At 37.1% G+C, this 14,771-nt stretch carries 16 protein-coding genes; 6 read left to right on the forward strand and 10 right to left on the reverse strand.

Features of this window, described 5'->3' with window-relative positions:
- Position 1: 1 nt before the first annotated feature.
- On the forward strand, positions 2 to 865 hold the full coding sequence (locus Q360_RS0101815; RefSeq protein ID WP_027075565.1) for an RluA family pseudouridine synthase: 864 nt from the start codon (positions 2 to 4) through the stop codon (positions 863 to 865).
- Positions 866 to 1,095: 230 nt separating this feature from the next.
- Here Q360_RS0101815 and Q360_RS0101820 read toward each other — a convergent pair whose 3' ends face one another.
- The 5 genes from Q360_RS0101820 to uvrA all read right to left on the reverse strand — a co-directional run bounded on the left by Q360_RS0101820 (position 1,096) and on the right by uvrA (position 6,098).
- On the reverse strand, positions 1,096 to 2,298 hold the full coding sequence (locus tag Q360_RS0101820; protein ID WP_027075566.1) for a hypothetical protein: 1,203 nt from the start codon (positions 2,296 to 2,298) through the stop codon (positions 1,096 to 1,098).
- 202 nt (positions 2,299 to 2,500) lie between these two features.
- Complete coding sequence (locus Q360_RS24330; RefSeq protein WP_051554520.1) at positions 2,501 to 2,770, reverse strand: rhodanese-like domain-containing protein; 270 nt, start codon at positions 2,768 to 2,770, stop codon at positions 2,501 to 2,503.
- Between the two features lie 27 nt (positions 2,771 to 2,797).
- Positions 2,798 to 3,007 (reverse strand): hypothetical protein, encoded by a 210-nt coding sequence (locus tag Q360_RS24335; protein WP_027075568.1) that lies wholly within the window; start codon positions 3,005 to 3,007, stop codon positions 2,798 to 2,800.
- A gap of 95 nt (positions 3,008 to 3,102) precedes the next feature.
- Positions 3,103 to 3,321, reverse strand: coding sequence for a rhodanese-like domain-containing protein (locus tag Q360_RS0101835; RefSeq protein WP_027075569.1), 219 nt, complete (start codon positions 3,319 to 3,321; stop codon positions 3,103 to 3,105).
- On the reverse strand, positions 3,321 to 6,098 hold the full coding sequence (uvrA, locus tag Q360_RS0101840) for an excinuclease ABC subunit UvrA (protein WP_027075570.1): 2,778 nt from the start codon (positions 6,096 to 6,098) through the stop codon (positions 3,321 to 3,323). The genes Q360_RS0101835 and uvrA overlap by 1 nt, the downstream gene beginning before the upstream one ends.
- Positions 6,099 to 6,340: 242 nt before the next feature.
- Here uvrA and Q360_RS0101845 point away from each other — a divergent pair, with 242 nt between their 5' ends.
- On the forward strand, positions 6,341 to 6,922 hold the full coding sequence (locus Q360_RS0101845; RefSeq protein WP_027075571.1) for an RNA polymerase sigma factor: 582 nt from the start codon (positions 6,341 to 6,343) through the stop codon (positions 6,920 to 6,922).
- A gap of 538 nt (positions 6,923 to 7,460) precedes the next feature.
- Positions 7,461 to 8,042: an RNA polymerase sigma factor gene (locus tag Q360_RS0101855; protein ID WP_027075572.1), complete on the forward strand. Its 582-nt coding sequence runs from the start codon at positions 7,461 to 7,463 to the stop codon at positions 8,040 to 8,042.
- A gap of 227 nt (positions 8,043 to 8,269) precedes the next feature.
- Here Q360_RS0101855 and Q360_RS0101860 read toward each other — a convergent pair whose 3' ends face one another.
- A complete protein-coding gene (locus tag Q360_RS0101860; RefSeq protein ID WP_027075573.1) occupies positions 8,270 to 8,935 on the reverse strand; it encodes an endonuclease III domain-containing protein in 666 nt (221 codons plus the stop codon).
- Between the two features lie 55 nt (positions 8,936 to 8,990).
- On the opposite strand from Q360_RS0101860, the gene bcp reads away from it, so the two are divergent.
- A complete protein-coding gene (gene bcp, locus Q360_RS0101865) occupies positions 8,991 to 9,446 on the forward strand; it encodes a thioredoxin-dependent thiol peroxidase (protein WP_027075574.1) in 456 nt (151 codons plus the stop codon).
- A gap of 52 nt (positions 9,447 to 9,498) precedes the next feature.
- On the opposite strand, the gene Q360_RS0101870 is transcribed toward bcp, so the two are convergent.
- Positions 9,499 to 10,947: a hypothetical protein gene (locus Q360_RS0101870; RefSeq protein WP_027075575.1), complete on the reverse strand. Its 1,449-nt coding sequence runs from the start codon at positions 10,945 to 10,947 to the stop codon at positions 9,499 to 9,501.
- Positions 10,948 to 11,140: 193 nt separating this feature from the next.
- Here Q360_RS0101870 and Q360_RS0101875 point away from each other — a divergent pair, with 193 nt between their 5' ends.
- Positions 11,141 to 11,911 carry an MBL fold metallo-hydrolase gene (locus tag Q360_RS0101875; RefSeq protein WP_027075576.1) on the forward strand — a complete coding sequence of 257 codons (771 nt, stop codon included), beginning with the start codon at positions 11,141 to 11,143 and terminating at the stop codon, positions 11,909 to 11,911.
- 86 nt (positions 11,912 to 11,997) lie between these two features.
- Positions 11,998 to 12,492, forward strand: a complete 495-nt coding sequence (locus Q360_RS0101880) for a hypothetical protein (protein WP_027075577.1) — start codon at positions 11,998 to 12,000, stop codon at positions 12,490 to 12,492.
- On the opposite strand, the gene Q360_RS0101885 is transcribed toward Q360_RS0101880, so the two are convergent.
- From Q360_RS0101885 to Q360_RS0101895, 3 genes are read right to left on the reverse strand one after another with little or no spacing between them, the layout of a single operon-like run.
- Positions 12,489 to 13,148, reverse strand: coding sequence for an alpha/beta hydrolase (locus Q360_RS0101885; protein ID WP_027075578.1), 660 nt, complete (start codon positions 13,146 to 13,148; stop codon positions 12,489 to 12,491). The two genes, Q360_RS0101880 and Q360_RS0101885, sit on opposite strands and share 4 nt — an antisense overlap.
- Before the next feature lie 4 nt (positions 13,149 to 13,152).
- The gene (locus Q360_RS0101890; protein ID WP_027075579.1) at positions 13,153 to 13,482 is read right to left on the reverse strand and encodes a hypothetical protein; all 330 of its coding nucleotides are present in this window, start codon (positions 13,480 to 13,482) and stop codon (positions 13,153 to 13,155) included.
- Between the two features lie 3 nt (positions 13,483 to 13,485).
- The gene (locus Q360_RS0101895) at positions 13,486 to 14,745 is read right to left on the reverse strand and encodes a dihydroorotase (protein WP_027075580.1); all 1,260 of its coding nucleotides are present in this window, start codon (positions 14,743 to 14,745) and stop codon (positions 13,486 to 13,488) included.
- Positions 14,746 to 14,771: the final 26 nt, after the last annotated feature.

Genomic DNA, 14,771 nt, shown 5'->3' on the forward strand with positions numbered 1-14,771 from the left:
GATGGAAATTATAGCCACCCATATCGCCAAGGAACAGAAGAAGCCCCTACGGTTACAGGAATATGGTGTTCGTATTTTTGATCTAATTTCTACAAAATCTGCCTTAAAAAAAGCATTGAAAAAGGAATTGATTTTGGTAGATGGTGTTACTGGTTGCACAGCTACTTTTATTAACGGCGGAGAACGCATCGAACTAAAACAAGTCGTAGAAAAAAAGATAATAAGACAGGTACGATTAGATGTACAAGTGCTTTACGAAGACGACCATCTGGCCATTATCCAAAAACCAGCAGGTATAACTGTCAGTGGTAACCGATTTTTCACCCTTGCGAATGCCTTAGCACAAAACCTAAAAAAAAGTACTGCTTTTGATGCGGTTAACCCCAAACCTATTCATCGATTGGATTATCCTACTACCGGTGCACTTCTGGTGGGGAAGACAAGTTTGGCGATTATTCATTTGAATACCTTGTTCGAAAAAAAACAGATACAGAAAGTCTATTATGCAGTTGCCATAGGTGTTATGAAAAAAAACGGAAGTGTAGTGGTTCCGATAGATGGTAAGGAGTCTATGTCCGACTACGAAGTAGAACAAACGATAGTTTCTGAGCGTTTTGGGTATCTAAACCTGGTAAAACTGCTGCCAAAAACTGGAAGAAGGCATCAGCTACGAAAACATTTAGCTTTGATAGGGAATCCAATCCTAGGAGATGTAGACTATATAAAAGAAGGTTTAGTATTAAAAGGAAAGGGACTTTACTTACATGCCTATTCTCTCCAATTTATGCATCCTAATATAAAAACTAATGTATATGTGCAGAGCGAGTTGCCCAAAAAATTTCTAAAGTTGTTTCCTACCATGTAGTACTTTGATATTTTAGTACTAGTATTACCAATAATTTAATGGAAACAATAAAGACGCTTGGGTAAGTGGAATCTTAAGATTTGTCTAAAATCTATCGCCTTTCCTAGGGAGAGGACTAGGGGGGAGCCGACAAAAAAAGCCCCGTAATGGATTTATCCATTACGGGGCTAAACAACTAACCAACCTAAAAACTACCTTTGATTCCCTAAACTTGTTTCAGGGTCTATATATTACTGTCTTCTGCTATTACTACTTTTTCTTGTTTTAGCAGACCTTGAGGAACCTCTAGCAGGAGCTTTTTTTACCGTTCTTGAACTATTACTTCTACTCACAGTACTTCTAGTTCTTGTCGGAGCTTTGCGCACTGTTCTAGTAGTAGCACTTCTTTGGGTTCTAGCTTGACTGCTTCGCGTGCCTCTCACTGTCGGCTTTTTATACGTAGTACTAGTTCTGGAAACTGTTTTACTTCTCGGGGTTTTTGTAACCTCTCTTTTGGTTACAGTTCTCCTTTGATTGCCTCTTACTGCATTATTATTACCACGCATAATGGTTGTTGAACTTCGTGTTGCGGATGTGGTTCTGTTTGCCACCCCACTGTTTCTATTCGTACGACTCGTATTATTAGACGCTATGGTGCTATTATTACGCAACCTGTTAGTACGTTTTGTTACCGTATTATTACTTCTATGCCCATTGCTTCTTTTCGCAACGTTTCTATTGGCTCTTTGTGCATTGTTCCTGACAGCTACGCGTCTGTCATTTCTGTACACTGTAGCTCTTTCACGTCTTGCGTTATTGTATCTATGTTCCCTACCAACTTGGGCATATGCTCTTCTAAAGTTGTTTCTATAAGGCCTGTGCCATGTATATCTAACGGGGTTATAAAACCTTCTGTATGGTGTATTCCATACATTAAAGAAACCTATCGCCGGTCTGGCGAACCATCGGTGAAATGGACGGTAGATGTAGCGTCTATTTTGTATATTGATAAAACCATTATAGTGACTAAAAGCACCTTGGTTATAAAAGATATTCATACCCCCGATTCTATTTACAAAACCGTTATTAAAGTTCAGATTAACAGCACCTATCTGGTTTACACGACCGTAAAAATCATAGAAGATAGGAACGTTTTCGACTTGGACAACTGCTCCGAAATCATCAAATTGGACAAAAGGGTTATAATCGAATCCTGAATTGAAGGTTACGCCTACGTTGCCTATTTGGGCGCCAGCACCTATATTTAATCTGTTATCTACATAAAAATCAAATTCACCATCAGGGTAAACTGAGAAGGTTACTCCATTTTCAACAAAGATGAATGAGTTTACAGCGTTAAGGTTGACGTTAGCAACCTTAAATTCAGCTGTTGCGGCTTTGGCCATTGCTGTTCCAAAAAGTACCGCTGCAAAAATAAGTACGAACTTTTTCATAATATAAGGATTAAAGACCTGCCACTTGGCAAGTGTATTCAGGAAGTAACTATTTACTTTCCATTTAGCTAATTGCAAACGCCGTGCCAAAAAATAGAAGAGTTATTTATAATTCTGATAATCAGAGTATTAGAATAAATAAATCATGTATTTTAGTGTAGGTTCCAAATGTTTTTTCTAGAATAGCACACTTGGTTTTATGTTATTTAACAGGATATTCGTCGCCTTCTCCCCATTCCGACCAAGCCCCATCATAAAGGAAAAGCTCATTTTCTAGGACCAAATTGGCTACCAAAAGAAGAATACATACAGTAATACCCGAACCGCAAGAAAACACCAGTGGATAATCACCTACAAATGCATCCTTAAAAGTAGTTTTCAGTTCTTGTTGAGGGAGGAATTTACCGTCTTTTAAAAGTTTTGTAAAGGGTAGATTTACGGACTTTGGGACATGTCTTCTTTTTAGATGCATTCTTGGTTTTGCACCTTTACCCAAAAATCAATCTTCACTTCTAGCATCGATAACGAGATGTTTTCCTAAACAGATATTATCAAGTATTGCTGAAGCATTTTTTAAACGCGTTGGGTCAAATTTTGATTTAAAATTACCTAAAGGATAGTTTTGTGCATATGCTAAAGTGCAGCCTCCCCCATGTTTTATCCATTCTGAAAGTCCGCCGTCCAAAACGGCTATCGCAGCATGTCCCATGGTTTTGAAGAGAAACCAAGCCCCGGGACTAGAGTAGATTCCCTTTGTATCCTAAATAATAATGGTATTAGCATTGATGCCTAAATTTCTGCAGGTTACTTCAAATTGTTTAGTAGAAGGCATATTGCTATGCAAATTGGCTTGTATGTATAAAAATGTATTTTCAAATCCATAAACCGAGCACCATTAATAATTGCTTGCGTACCGGTTTCTGAGTCCTCGGTTACTACAGGAATACTAGCATCTAAAACCACCATGTTTGGGTTATCGATGTTCTCTTTTAACCACGAAACTGCTACTAACTGTTTATCCATTACAACTTTTCCTTCAAATACTTCGCTGTAAAAGATATTGTACTCTTCGCTACTTTTTCGGGCGTTCCTTCTGCGAGAAGCTGGCCTCCGTTTTCACCTCCGCCAGGGCCAAGGTCAATAATGTAATCTGCACATTTTATCAGTTCTACGTTGTGCTCAATAACTACGACGCTATGTCCTTTTTTGATGAGTGCATTGAACGACTTTAATAGTTTTTGAATATCGTGAAAATGGAGACCGGTAGTCGGCTCATCAAAAATGAATAGCGCTTTGTCCTTTGTTGTTCCCTTTACCAAGAACGATGCAAGTTTAATACGTTGCGCTTCGCCACCGGAAAGGGTAGAGGAGGATTGCCCCAAGGTTACGTAGCCTAAACCGACGTCTTGTAAAGGTTTTAATTTGGATACGATTTTTGTTTGCACCCCAGCTTCAAAAAAAGCAATGGCGTCATCTATGGTCATGGTTAGGATGTCATCTATGTTGGCGTTGTTGAAGGTTACTTCCAAGACATCCTTTTTAAAACGCTTGCCGCCACAGGTATCGCATTCCAAATGCACATCGGCCATGAACTGCATTTCTACTGTAATTTCGCCTTCGCCTTTGCATTTTTCGCAACGACCGCCATCTACGTTAAAAGAAAAATGTTTGGCCTGGTAATTTCTAATTTTACTTAGTTTCTGGTTAGCGTATAAATTACGTATATCGTCATAGGCCTTTATATAGGTTACAGGATTAGAGCGCGAAGACCGTCCGATGGGATTTTGATCTACGAATTCTACATGCTTAATATGTTGATACTTCCCAGAGACCGAGCTAAACTGTCCGGCTTTTTCACCATAGCCGCCTACTTCTTTCAATATAATAGGATATAAAAGCTTTTTGACCAAGGTGCTTTTACCACTTCCGGAAACCCCTGTAACCACGGTAAGCATATCCAAAGGAAAAGTCACATTGATATTTCTTAGGTTATTCTCCCTACATCCTATAATCTGAATGTGGTTCTTGGAAGTACGCCGTTCTTTAGGAACTTTAATTTCCATGGTGCCGTTTAGGTAGCTTGCGGTAAGTGAGCTAGAAAGTAATATATCGCTCAATGTACCTTGTGCAACTACTTTGCCACCGTGAGTACCTGCTTCTGGACCAATATCAATTACCTCGTCTGCAGCTTTCATGATATCCTCATCGTGCTCAACTACAATAACGGTATTCCCCAGATTCCGAAGTGAAATTAACACGTCTATTAAATTTTCTGTATCCTTAGGATGCAGGCCAATACTAGGTTCGTCCAAAATATACATGGAGCCTACCAAGCTGCTGCCTAAAGAGGTCGCTAGGTTAATACGCTGACTCTCCCCCCCGGATAGCGTATTAGATTTTCGATTTAAGGTTAGGTAATTAAGCCCTACGTTATCTAGGAATCCCAAACGGGTATTTATTTCTGTTAACAATCTAGACGCAATAATAGCGTCGTTTTTACCCAACTCTAACTGTCCGAAATAGGCAATCAATTTTTCTATCGACACACCCACCAGTTCCGAAATGGACTTATCACCCACTTTTACATAGTCAGTTTCTGATCGTAATCGTTTTCCGTTACAGGTATTACATTTTGTTTTACCTCTGTATCTCGATAGCATCACCCTATTTTGAATCTTATAGCTCTTTTCCTCAAGGCCAGCAAAGAATTTATGTAGTCCTATAAAATGTGCATTACCGTCCCAAACTAGTTGTTGTTGTTTCTCGGTAAGTTCAAACCATGGCTTGTGAATGGGAAAATCGAATTTATAAGCCGAATTAACCAATTGGTCCCTGTACCAGCCCATACTATCGCCACGCCAAGGAAAAACAGCGTTTTCATAAATGGATAAGGCAGTATTAGGAACCACTAAATCTTCGTCTATACCGATAACATCACCGTAACCTTCACATTTTGGGCATGCGCCATAAGGATTGTTAAAACTAAATAAGTGTACGTTAGGTTCTAAGAAAAGCATACCATCCAGTTCAAAAGTATTACTGAATAGGGTTTGCTCTGCATCTACAAGGGTTTCAATAATACATTTTCCTTTTCCTTCAAAAAAAGCAGTATCTATGGCATTGGCAAGTCTATTGTAAAAATCTTCATCATCTTTTGTTATGATTCGATCTATAACCAAATAAAACTCCTTTCCGATAGTGTCGGGAGCCTGTTCTATTCTTAGTACGGTACCGTCATATTTAATACGCGCATACCCTTGTTTAGAAAACAACTCCAAAGACTTCTTTGTATCACGATCCTCACGTATTGTAATTGGTGCCAAGAGTAACAATTTGGTATTATCAGCAAAGGTCTTCACATGCTCTATAACATCGGTAACCGTATCTTTCTTTACTTGCTTTCCAGAAATAGGAGAAAATGTTTTTCCGATACGCGCATACAACAATTTAATATAGTCATAGATTTCTGTTGTAGTCCCTACGGTAGATCTTGGATTGGTAGAATTTACTTTCTGCTCAATTGCAATAGCTGGAGCTATACCTTTAATATAGTCTACCTTAGGCTTATCAAGTTTGCCTAAAAACTGTCTGGCGTAGGAAGAAAGGCTTTCTACATACCGTCGCTGCCCCTCTGCATAAAGCGTGTCAAACGCCAAGCTAGACTTGCCGGAACCAGAAAGACCCGTAATTACAACAAGCTTGTTTCTTGGGATAACAACATCGATATCCTTAAGATTGTGCAGTTTGGCACCTTTTATAATAATATTTTCCTTGGGGTTTACTTCTGCTATATTGGGCATACATTTAAATAAGAATGCAAAGATACAATATGCGCTATTTAATACGAGCCCATAACATATCCATGTTGCAGTTCATCGAATATTTTCACATAATTTTTAGAATATCTATTTTTTACTATCTTTGAATCTAACTAAAAATTGATTCGCCTATACTGCATCTTTACTTTGTAACGTAATAATTTAACCAAAAACAACCCTTTCTACTAAGAATTGGGGTTCGTTTAACTCGCAAAAGTAAAGCTATGGAAGTGCAAATCGAAGATTCCCAACTAGTCAGTCATTATATACAAGGAGACGAAAGAGCTATGGCAGTTCTTATCAATCGTCATAATTCCCGTCTTACTGGATTTATATATTCCAAGGTAAGCGATAGGGAGTTGACAGAGGATATTTTTCAGGATACCTTTATAAAGGTAATCCGTACCTTAAAACGAGGAGCTTATAACGAAGAAGGAAAATTTATACCTTGGGTTATGCGCATAGCACACAACCTTATTATAGATCACTTTAGGAAGAATAATAGAATGCCTATGTTCAATGCGACCGAAAGTTATAATATTTTTGCTATGATGAACGATGATTGCTTAAATGCTGAAAAGCAATTGATCAAGAATCAAATTGATTCGGATTTGTATAATCTAATAAAAGAGCTTCCTGAAGATCAGCAAGAAGTCTTGCATATGAGGTTATATAAGGATATGAGCTTTAAAGAAATCTCTAACAATACTGGAGTGAGTATTAATACGGCACTGGGTAGAATGCGATACGCGTTAATCAACTTAAGAAAGCTAGTTGAAGCCAATAGTATTGTTTTAACGAATTAATGTACCATAGGTCGGGAGGATCTACTATTTTTATTGTTATTCCGTTTTGCTATTGAACCAAAATGAAAAGTCTTATGGAGAAAATTTACATTAAGAAAAAAGACAAGTGCACTTTAGTAACTGCTAAGCCGGAAACAGTCGAGTTTTTATTGGCTTTTTCTAAATCCTTAAGAATAACTGAAGCAAAAGGGATAAAGTTCGAAAGTAACTTAAACTAAAAGCACTCATCTATATATAAAATAGCCCTAAGGAACCTATCCTTGGGGCTTTCTTTTTTTTGGTACTGATTGTAAGTGACCCTAATGACGGGATTTATCACGTTAGGACAAGGCTTGTCTTAGGTTTCCCACACAACTATATATATACCTGTTTATTGCATAAAAAATAAATATTCGTTGTTTCACATCATAAAAAGCGTGTTTGACAACATACTTTTTTACACAGGGTAGCTTTTCTCTAGTTTTATCTCAGATTAAATAACTAACGAAGAAATACTAACAGATTCCCAAATCGTTCAACCTTAAAGAAAGTAACTCGTATGGAACTACAAATTGATGATTCAGAATTAGTAAGAGATTATATCAGTGGTGATGAAAAAGCACTTTCTGTATTGATAAACAGGCACAACCAAAGAATAACCAGCTTTATCTATTCTAAGGTATTGGACAGGGATATTACCGAAGATATCTTTCAGGATACGTTTATTAAGGTAATTAAAACACTTAAAAAAGGTCGCTACAGTGAGGAAGGTAAATTTCTTCCTTGGGTTATGCGAATATCACATAATTTAATTATTGACCATTTTAGAAAGAATAAGAGAATGCCTATGTTCGAAGGCAATGATGACTTTAATATATTCTCCGTTATTGGCGATGATAAGTTAAATGCTGAAAAACAACTTATTAAAGACCAAATTGATACAGACTTACGTAGTTTGATTGAAGAGCTTCCAGATGACCAAAGAGAAGTTTTGTTAATGCGTATTTATAAGGATATGAGTTTTAAGGAAATATCTGAAAACACAGGAGTTAGTATTAATACGGCCTTAGGTAGAATGCGATATGCACTAATTAATATGAGAAAAATAATAGAAAAAAATAATATTGTTCTCACTAATTAAATCGCGTAAATATTAGCCAAAACAATATTTCTTTTCTTGTTGCGTTATTTTAGTGTACCAATACTAGAAATATGGAAAAAATTTACTCTAATTACCAAGAACAAACCAGTTTTGATAAAGTGTGTCCTAAAACCATCAATTTTTTGTTGAGTTTTTCACAGGCTCTTTATGAAATCGAATATAAAAATTTAAGATTCGAGACTTTCTTAAACTAATAAAAAGACCCGCTATTTGCGGGTCTTTTTATTTTTAAAATACGCATCTAATACTTTTTTTCTTCCAATAGTTTTGGTAATCGTGTCCTTTTCTAAATCCCAGCCTCTTGCAGGGGAGTATTCCCTTCCGTACCAAATAATTTGTAAGTGTAAATCGTTCCATATTTCTAGAGGAAATAATCGCTTTGCATCCTTTTCGGTCTGTACTACGTTTTTACCGGTGGTAAAGCCCCAACGGTACATAAGTCTGTGAATATGAGTATCTACAGGAAAAGCGGGTATTCCAAAAGCTTGTGAAACCACGACACTGGCGGTTTTATGACCAACCGCAGGAAATTCTTCTAATAAAGCTAATTCTTTAGGAACAATACCATTATATTTTTCTACCAGCATTTTTGATAGTCCGTAAATACCTTTGGACTTCATTGGTGATAGACCAACGGGTCGGATAATAGCCCGTATTTCTTCTACTGAAAGTTTTACCATATCGTAAGGATTATCTGCTTTGGCGAATAGTAAAGGCGTAATTTTATTTACGCGCACATCTGTACTCTGCGCGGATAAAAGCACCGCAATAAGCAAGGTATACGGGTCTTTGTGATCTAATGGAATTGGAATTTCTGGATATAGCTCCTGTAAGGTTGAAATTGTAAAGGCTACTTTTTCGGCTTTCGTCATTTATTGTTTAGTTTTACAGAACAAAGATTAAACGTAATTATTATATAAATATACTATGAACACATTAAACGTTGGGGATACCGTTCCTTCATTTTCCGCACACGACCAAGATGGCAATACTATAAATTTATCTGATTATTCCGGTAAAAATTTAGTTGTTTTTTTCTATCCTCGTGCAAATACTCCGGGTTGTACTGCAGAAGCCTGTAACTTAAGGGATAATTATAAAGCGCTCCAGGATGCCGGATACGAGTTGCTTGGTGTAAGTGAAGATTCACAAAAAAAACAATCTAATTTTAAAAATAAGTATGAATTTCCGTTTCCTTTATTGTCAGATGAAGACCATACTGTAATCAACGCTTTTGGTGTTTGGGGCCCTAAGAAATTTATGGGTAAGGAGTTTGATGGTATCCACAGAAAAACTTTCGTAGTTAATGGGGAAGGCAAGGTCTCTAAAGTGATAGATAAAGTAAAAACTAAAGAGCACGCAGCGCAGTTGTTGGAATCTTAAAATATAAAGCCCCTTTACTTAAGGGGCTTTATAGTATAGTTAACCTAACTATTTATTTCTCTAGAAGTACTTTTTTGGTAAATAGCTTTTTATCTTTTATAATTTCTGCGATTCCTTCAGGTAACATTTTCTCCCAGCCTTCTTCATCCTTTATAATTCTCTTAAGAACTTCACGGGAGAAAATATGCATAATTTCGGGGTCGTAATCTATAATGTCCATCACCTTCCCGTTATACTTAAAAAACTTGTAAAGTTCTTTCATTCTTGGATGAACCTTCACATTATTACTGGTCATAACCTGTCCAGTATCTGAATTTTTCATCGGGTATAGATACACTTGTAAATCCTTAAAGAATAGTTTTCCAAAGGCTTCCAAAATGCCACCGCTTAGATGACGGTAGTATTTTTCATCAAATATATCTACCAAGTTATTCACACCCATAGTGAGTCCAATTCTATTCTTAGTGAAATTATTAAAATACTCTACTAACTTGTAGTACTCTTGGAATTTTGAAATCATTACGGTATGACCTAGGGAGCAAAGTAGCTCTGCACGGTCCATAAAATCCTGTTCATCTATCTCGCCAGATGCTTTTAGATTTGATAAGGTTATTTCAAAAATAACGATAGTATTATCCTGGTCCACCCCTGGATCTCTGATAAATATATCATGTGATTTTTGAAACATGTCCATGTTGACCTTGGTTACGGGCCTAAAACTTCCACGTAATGCTAAAATATTTTTTTTGTAAAGAATTGCCGCTGGTAATAAGTTATTACCATCAGGCCCGAACATAACGGCATCCGTCATATCGTTTCTGATCAACTGCAAGCTCATTAGCCTGTTATCTACATCTTTAAAGTTAGGTCCAGAAAAGTTGATCATATCTACTTCCAAAATATCTTTATCAATATGATCGTAGAGATATTTCAGTATTTTTCTAGGTTTGTGATGCTTGTAAAAAGCACCGTATATTAAGTTTACACCTAATATGCCTAAGGTTTCTTGCTGTAATCTAGCTTCGTTCTGTTTAAAACGAATGTGTAGTATAATTTCGTCAAATTCTTTTTGGTTGGGGTCTAATTGGTACCGTATCCCAATCCAACCATGTCCCTTATATCGTTTAGAAAAATCAATAGTAGCAACCGTATTAGAATAGGAGAAAAACAACCTGTCTGGATGCGTTTCTCTACTAATTCGTTCCTCCATAAGTTTCATCTCATAAGCTAGCATTGTTTTTAAACGCGCCTGAGTGACATATCTCCCATCTTTCTCTGTACCATAAATAGCGTCGCTAAAATCCTTATCATAAGCGCTCATTGCTTTTGCGATGGTTCCCGATGCGCCACCAGAACGGAAAAAATGACGTGCAGTTTCTTGGCCTGCTCCTATTTCTGCAAAAGTTCCGTAGATATCCGGATTGAGATTTATCCGTAACGTTTTAGCCTTTATAGATGGAATATTCTCGAAGGCGGATTCTCTTTTAACAACTGATGACATGTGATTTAATTTGCTTTAACAAAGTTATAAAGATCATACTATCTAACGGTTAAACAGTTCAAAAATTTGAAATTAGTTTTGTACAGTCCTTTTTTGTGATATTTAAAACAATGCTTTTTACAAAGAATGGTGAATGCTTCTGCTTTTTGAGTTGTAAGTTGTACGAATAAAGCCCTAGCTTTGTAATTGAACTATGGCTTTAAAAATTACATTTTTAGGAACAGGAACGTCTCAGGGCGTACCGGTAATAGGCAGTAATCATCCTGTTTGTTTAAGTGATGACTCTAAGGATAAAAGGCTAAGGGTCTCCATTCTTGTCTCTTGGGACGATTGTAATTTTGTTATAGATTGTGGTCCGGATTTTAGACAGCAAATGCTTACTAACAAGGTGGCTGCCTTGGAAGCCATTTTATTTACCCACGAACATTCAGATCACACGGCTGGTATAGATGATATACGTCCGTTTTTCTTCAAGCAGGGCGATATTCCTATCTACGCTCACAAAAAGGTTGTTAAAGCTTTGAAAAAGAGGTTTAGTTATATTTTTGATGAAAAAAATAGGTATCCAGGAGCGCCGGCTGTCGAAATCAATTATGTAAAAAGGGGCGTCGATTTTACCCTTGGTGGCAAAACGATAATCCCAGTGCAAGCATTACACAACAGACTAAAGGTTTTTGGCTATCGCATAGATGACTTCACCTACTTAACCGATGTGAAATCTATATCCGATAAGGAGGTAGAAAAAATAATGGGGACGAAAATTTTGGTAGTAAATGCCTTGCGTAAAGAGCCGCATCATTCACATTTTAACCTAGAGGAAGCGTTGGCCTTTGTAGCCAGAATAAAACCTGAAAAAGCATATTTTACTCATATTAGCCACGTAATGGGCTTCCATGCCGAAGTGGAAAAAGGCCTTCCTGAAAACGTGCACTTGGCCTATGATAATCTTACGGTTGAAATTTGATATATAAAACTGCATTTTATTCCCAGTAATAACAGTAAAATACAGTAAACATAAAAAAACACTAACAACTTTGAATTTTATCGCATATGAAAAACCAAATTTTTCTTTACCTGTTTCTTTTTGCCGCATTGGTATGTATGTATCTTTTTGTGAGTAGTGGTAATATGGCGAAGGCCAATATGGCATCTATTGTTAAATTGAAGGAAGAAGTAAGCACACTGGAAGGTTCTTTGCAGCAATCTGAGTTAAATCTTTTGGAAATGCAGTATTTTTCCTTAGAAAACAATGACGACGCGCTAGCGTATTACGAGCATTTAAAATTAGAAAATCCCACACGGTACATATCCGATAAATTGTTGGAGACAAATGAAACCAAGGGGGATAATCCACTTATCCCTTATGAAGGCATGGAGAATGACTTTAAGATTAATAAAATTGAAATCTTAAACCATAAATGGATATTAGCCGATTTTTCCGACGGAAAGCACTGGGGCGAGCTCCTTATCGCATATGAACTTAAGGATGATATGGATGTAGATTTTAAGCTAATAAATCATTTGCTGTATACTAGGAGCAATTAGATTTTATTTACCAACCATTTCTTTAAGGAGTAGAAATTTTGTGGTGCAACGCCATGGCCTACTGGAAATTCCTCGAACACATGATTAATTTTTAGTTTTTTAAGAAGTTCCGGTGCTCTTTGTGCCCATTCTAAGGGGATCACTTGATCTACTTTCCCGTGGGAAGCGTATATGTTAAGGTTGGCGTAGTTTCCTGTCTCATAACCAGCTACCAATATGCTTTCATTTATATATCCGCTAAGGGCAATAACGTTTTTAATTTTATCGGGGTAGGAGAGGGCAACGGCATAACTTAATATGGTGCCTTGGCTAAAACCCAATAAGGAAACGGAATCTATATCTAGATGATAATTGGCACAGGCTTCTTCTATAAAGTGTGTAATTTTATCTCTGGATGCTGTCGCCTCGGTGTCATCGCTCCATTTTCCTTTTTCGGCATCAAAATTAATGGCATACCATGCATAGCCATAAGGTTCTAAGGGATAAGGTGCCCGAACGGAAATAATACAAAGTTCTTCAGGTAATTCCGCTGCGAAAGAAAAGAGGTCATCCTCATTACTTCCATAACCATGCAGCATAAACAACACGGGGGCTTTTTTATCTGTTAGCGAAGAAGGTCTAATAATATGTTGTAAAGAAAGTGGAGCTGTAGTCATGTATCTAAGGAATAAAAGTAAACCATTTTTGAAAATAAGGGCCTAAAACAGGTACAGACTGTTCTTTGTTGCTAAGGGCACCCATAAAACCGTAGAACCAGAGTACAAGGTAAAAAATATAAAGGCCATAAAAAGCATATACATTACCCCATTGGTTATTTAAAAGACCAAATCCAATAAATATTACATGTAAGCCAAAAGCTTGTCTGGTATGGAATCGGGCAAACCTATGTTTAGGTTCTGCATTCATGCTAAGTGCAATCAAAGAACCTAAAATGGTGATATAGGCAACAATTGCAATCATTTTTCCAGGTACGGTTTCATTTTTATCCATTCATTAATCGTTTAGCACCAATTGGTTATTGGCTATAGTACCTATTACTTTTCCCATAAGCATTTTGCCTAAAAACATGCTATTTTTAGAGGAGCTTACAATAGTTGAGGTTGAGAATTGATACGCAGTCACTGGTTCAAAAAGGGTTAATGACGCCGCTTTACCTTCTTGAAGTTGCGGTGTTTCCATACCAAAAGTTTCCCTTCCTTTGGTTAAAAGTTCAATGGCTGCTTCTATGTCAATTACAGTAAGTAACGCTCCAAATGCACTTTCAAGTCCAATAGTTCCGTATGTGGCATTATCAAATTCAACTTGTTTCAATTCTATGTTTAATGGTGTATGGTCGGAGGTTACAAAATCGATAGTACCGTTTTTAATACCCTTGATTAATTCCTTGCTATCCTCTTTGGTTCTCAGCGGAGGAAGTGTTTTAAAATTAGTATCAAACTCCCGTAGGTTGGTATCGTTAAAGATTAAATTATGAATAGCAACGCTACAGGTTAGCTTCAGGCCTTTCTTTTTTGCAGCTGCAATAAGGTTCACCGAATTCTTAGTGCTAATAGTGGGTATATGTAATTTACCTCCGGTATATTCTAAAATAAAAAGGTCACGAGCAACTTGAAGTTCTTCTGCAAGTGCAGGAATTCCCTTTAATCCCAGTTGGGTACTTTCCTCCCCTTCATTAACGACTCCCTTACCTGCGATTTTGGTATCCAAAGGAAACGAACAAACGGTAGCATTAAAACCTTGAGCGTATTGCAAAGCTATTTTTAAAAGATTTGGATTGGAAACCGCATGTTTATAATCATAAAACCCTACTGCACCGGAGTTTTTCATATCGTACAGTTCAGCCAAGCATTTACTTTCTCCCTTAACGGTGAGGTTGCCCAAGGGGTGCAACCCTGTAAGATGATTTTTGGCTGCGTTCTTTAAAAACACAATATCAGAACTGCTGTCAGGCACGGGATAGCTACTTGGGTTTAATACCACATCTGTGAATCCGCTTTTTGCAGCACAAAGGAGTCCGTTGGTGATTGTTTCTCGTTCCTCATACCCTGGTTCGCCAAAGCTAACCCCCGTATCAAACCAACCTATGCTAACATGTAAGTTCTTATATGCAACTACCTTGGTTTTTGGAGGTGGTGCAATGGTAATAGCAATTTTTTCTATTATCCCTTTGTTGATTAGGATATCCCTCTTCTTTAAATGTAGCTCGGTGTTGTTCGAGTTTATTATTTTGGCGGATTTTAAGAGTATTTTCATTTGCCTTATAGGTTGTTTACAAACTA

Origin of the sequence: Maribacter antarcticus DSM 21422, from assembly GCF_000621125.1 — a bacterium.
In the GTDB taxonomy this organism is placed as follows: Bacteria; Bacteroidota; Bacteroidia; order Flavobacteriales; family Flavobacteriaceae; genus Maribacter; species Maribacter antarcticus.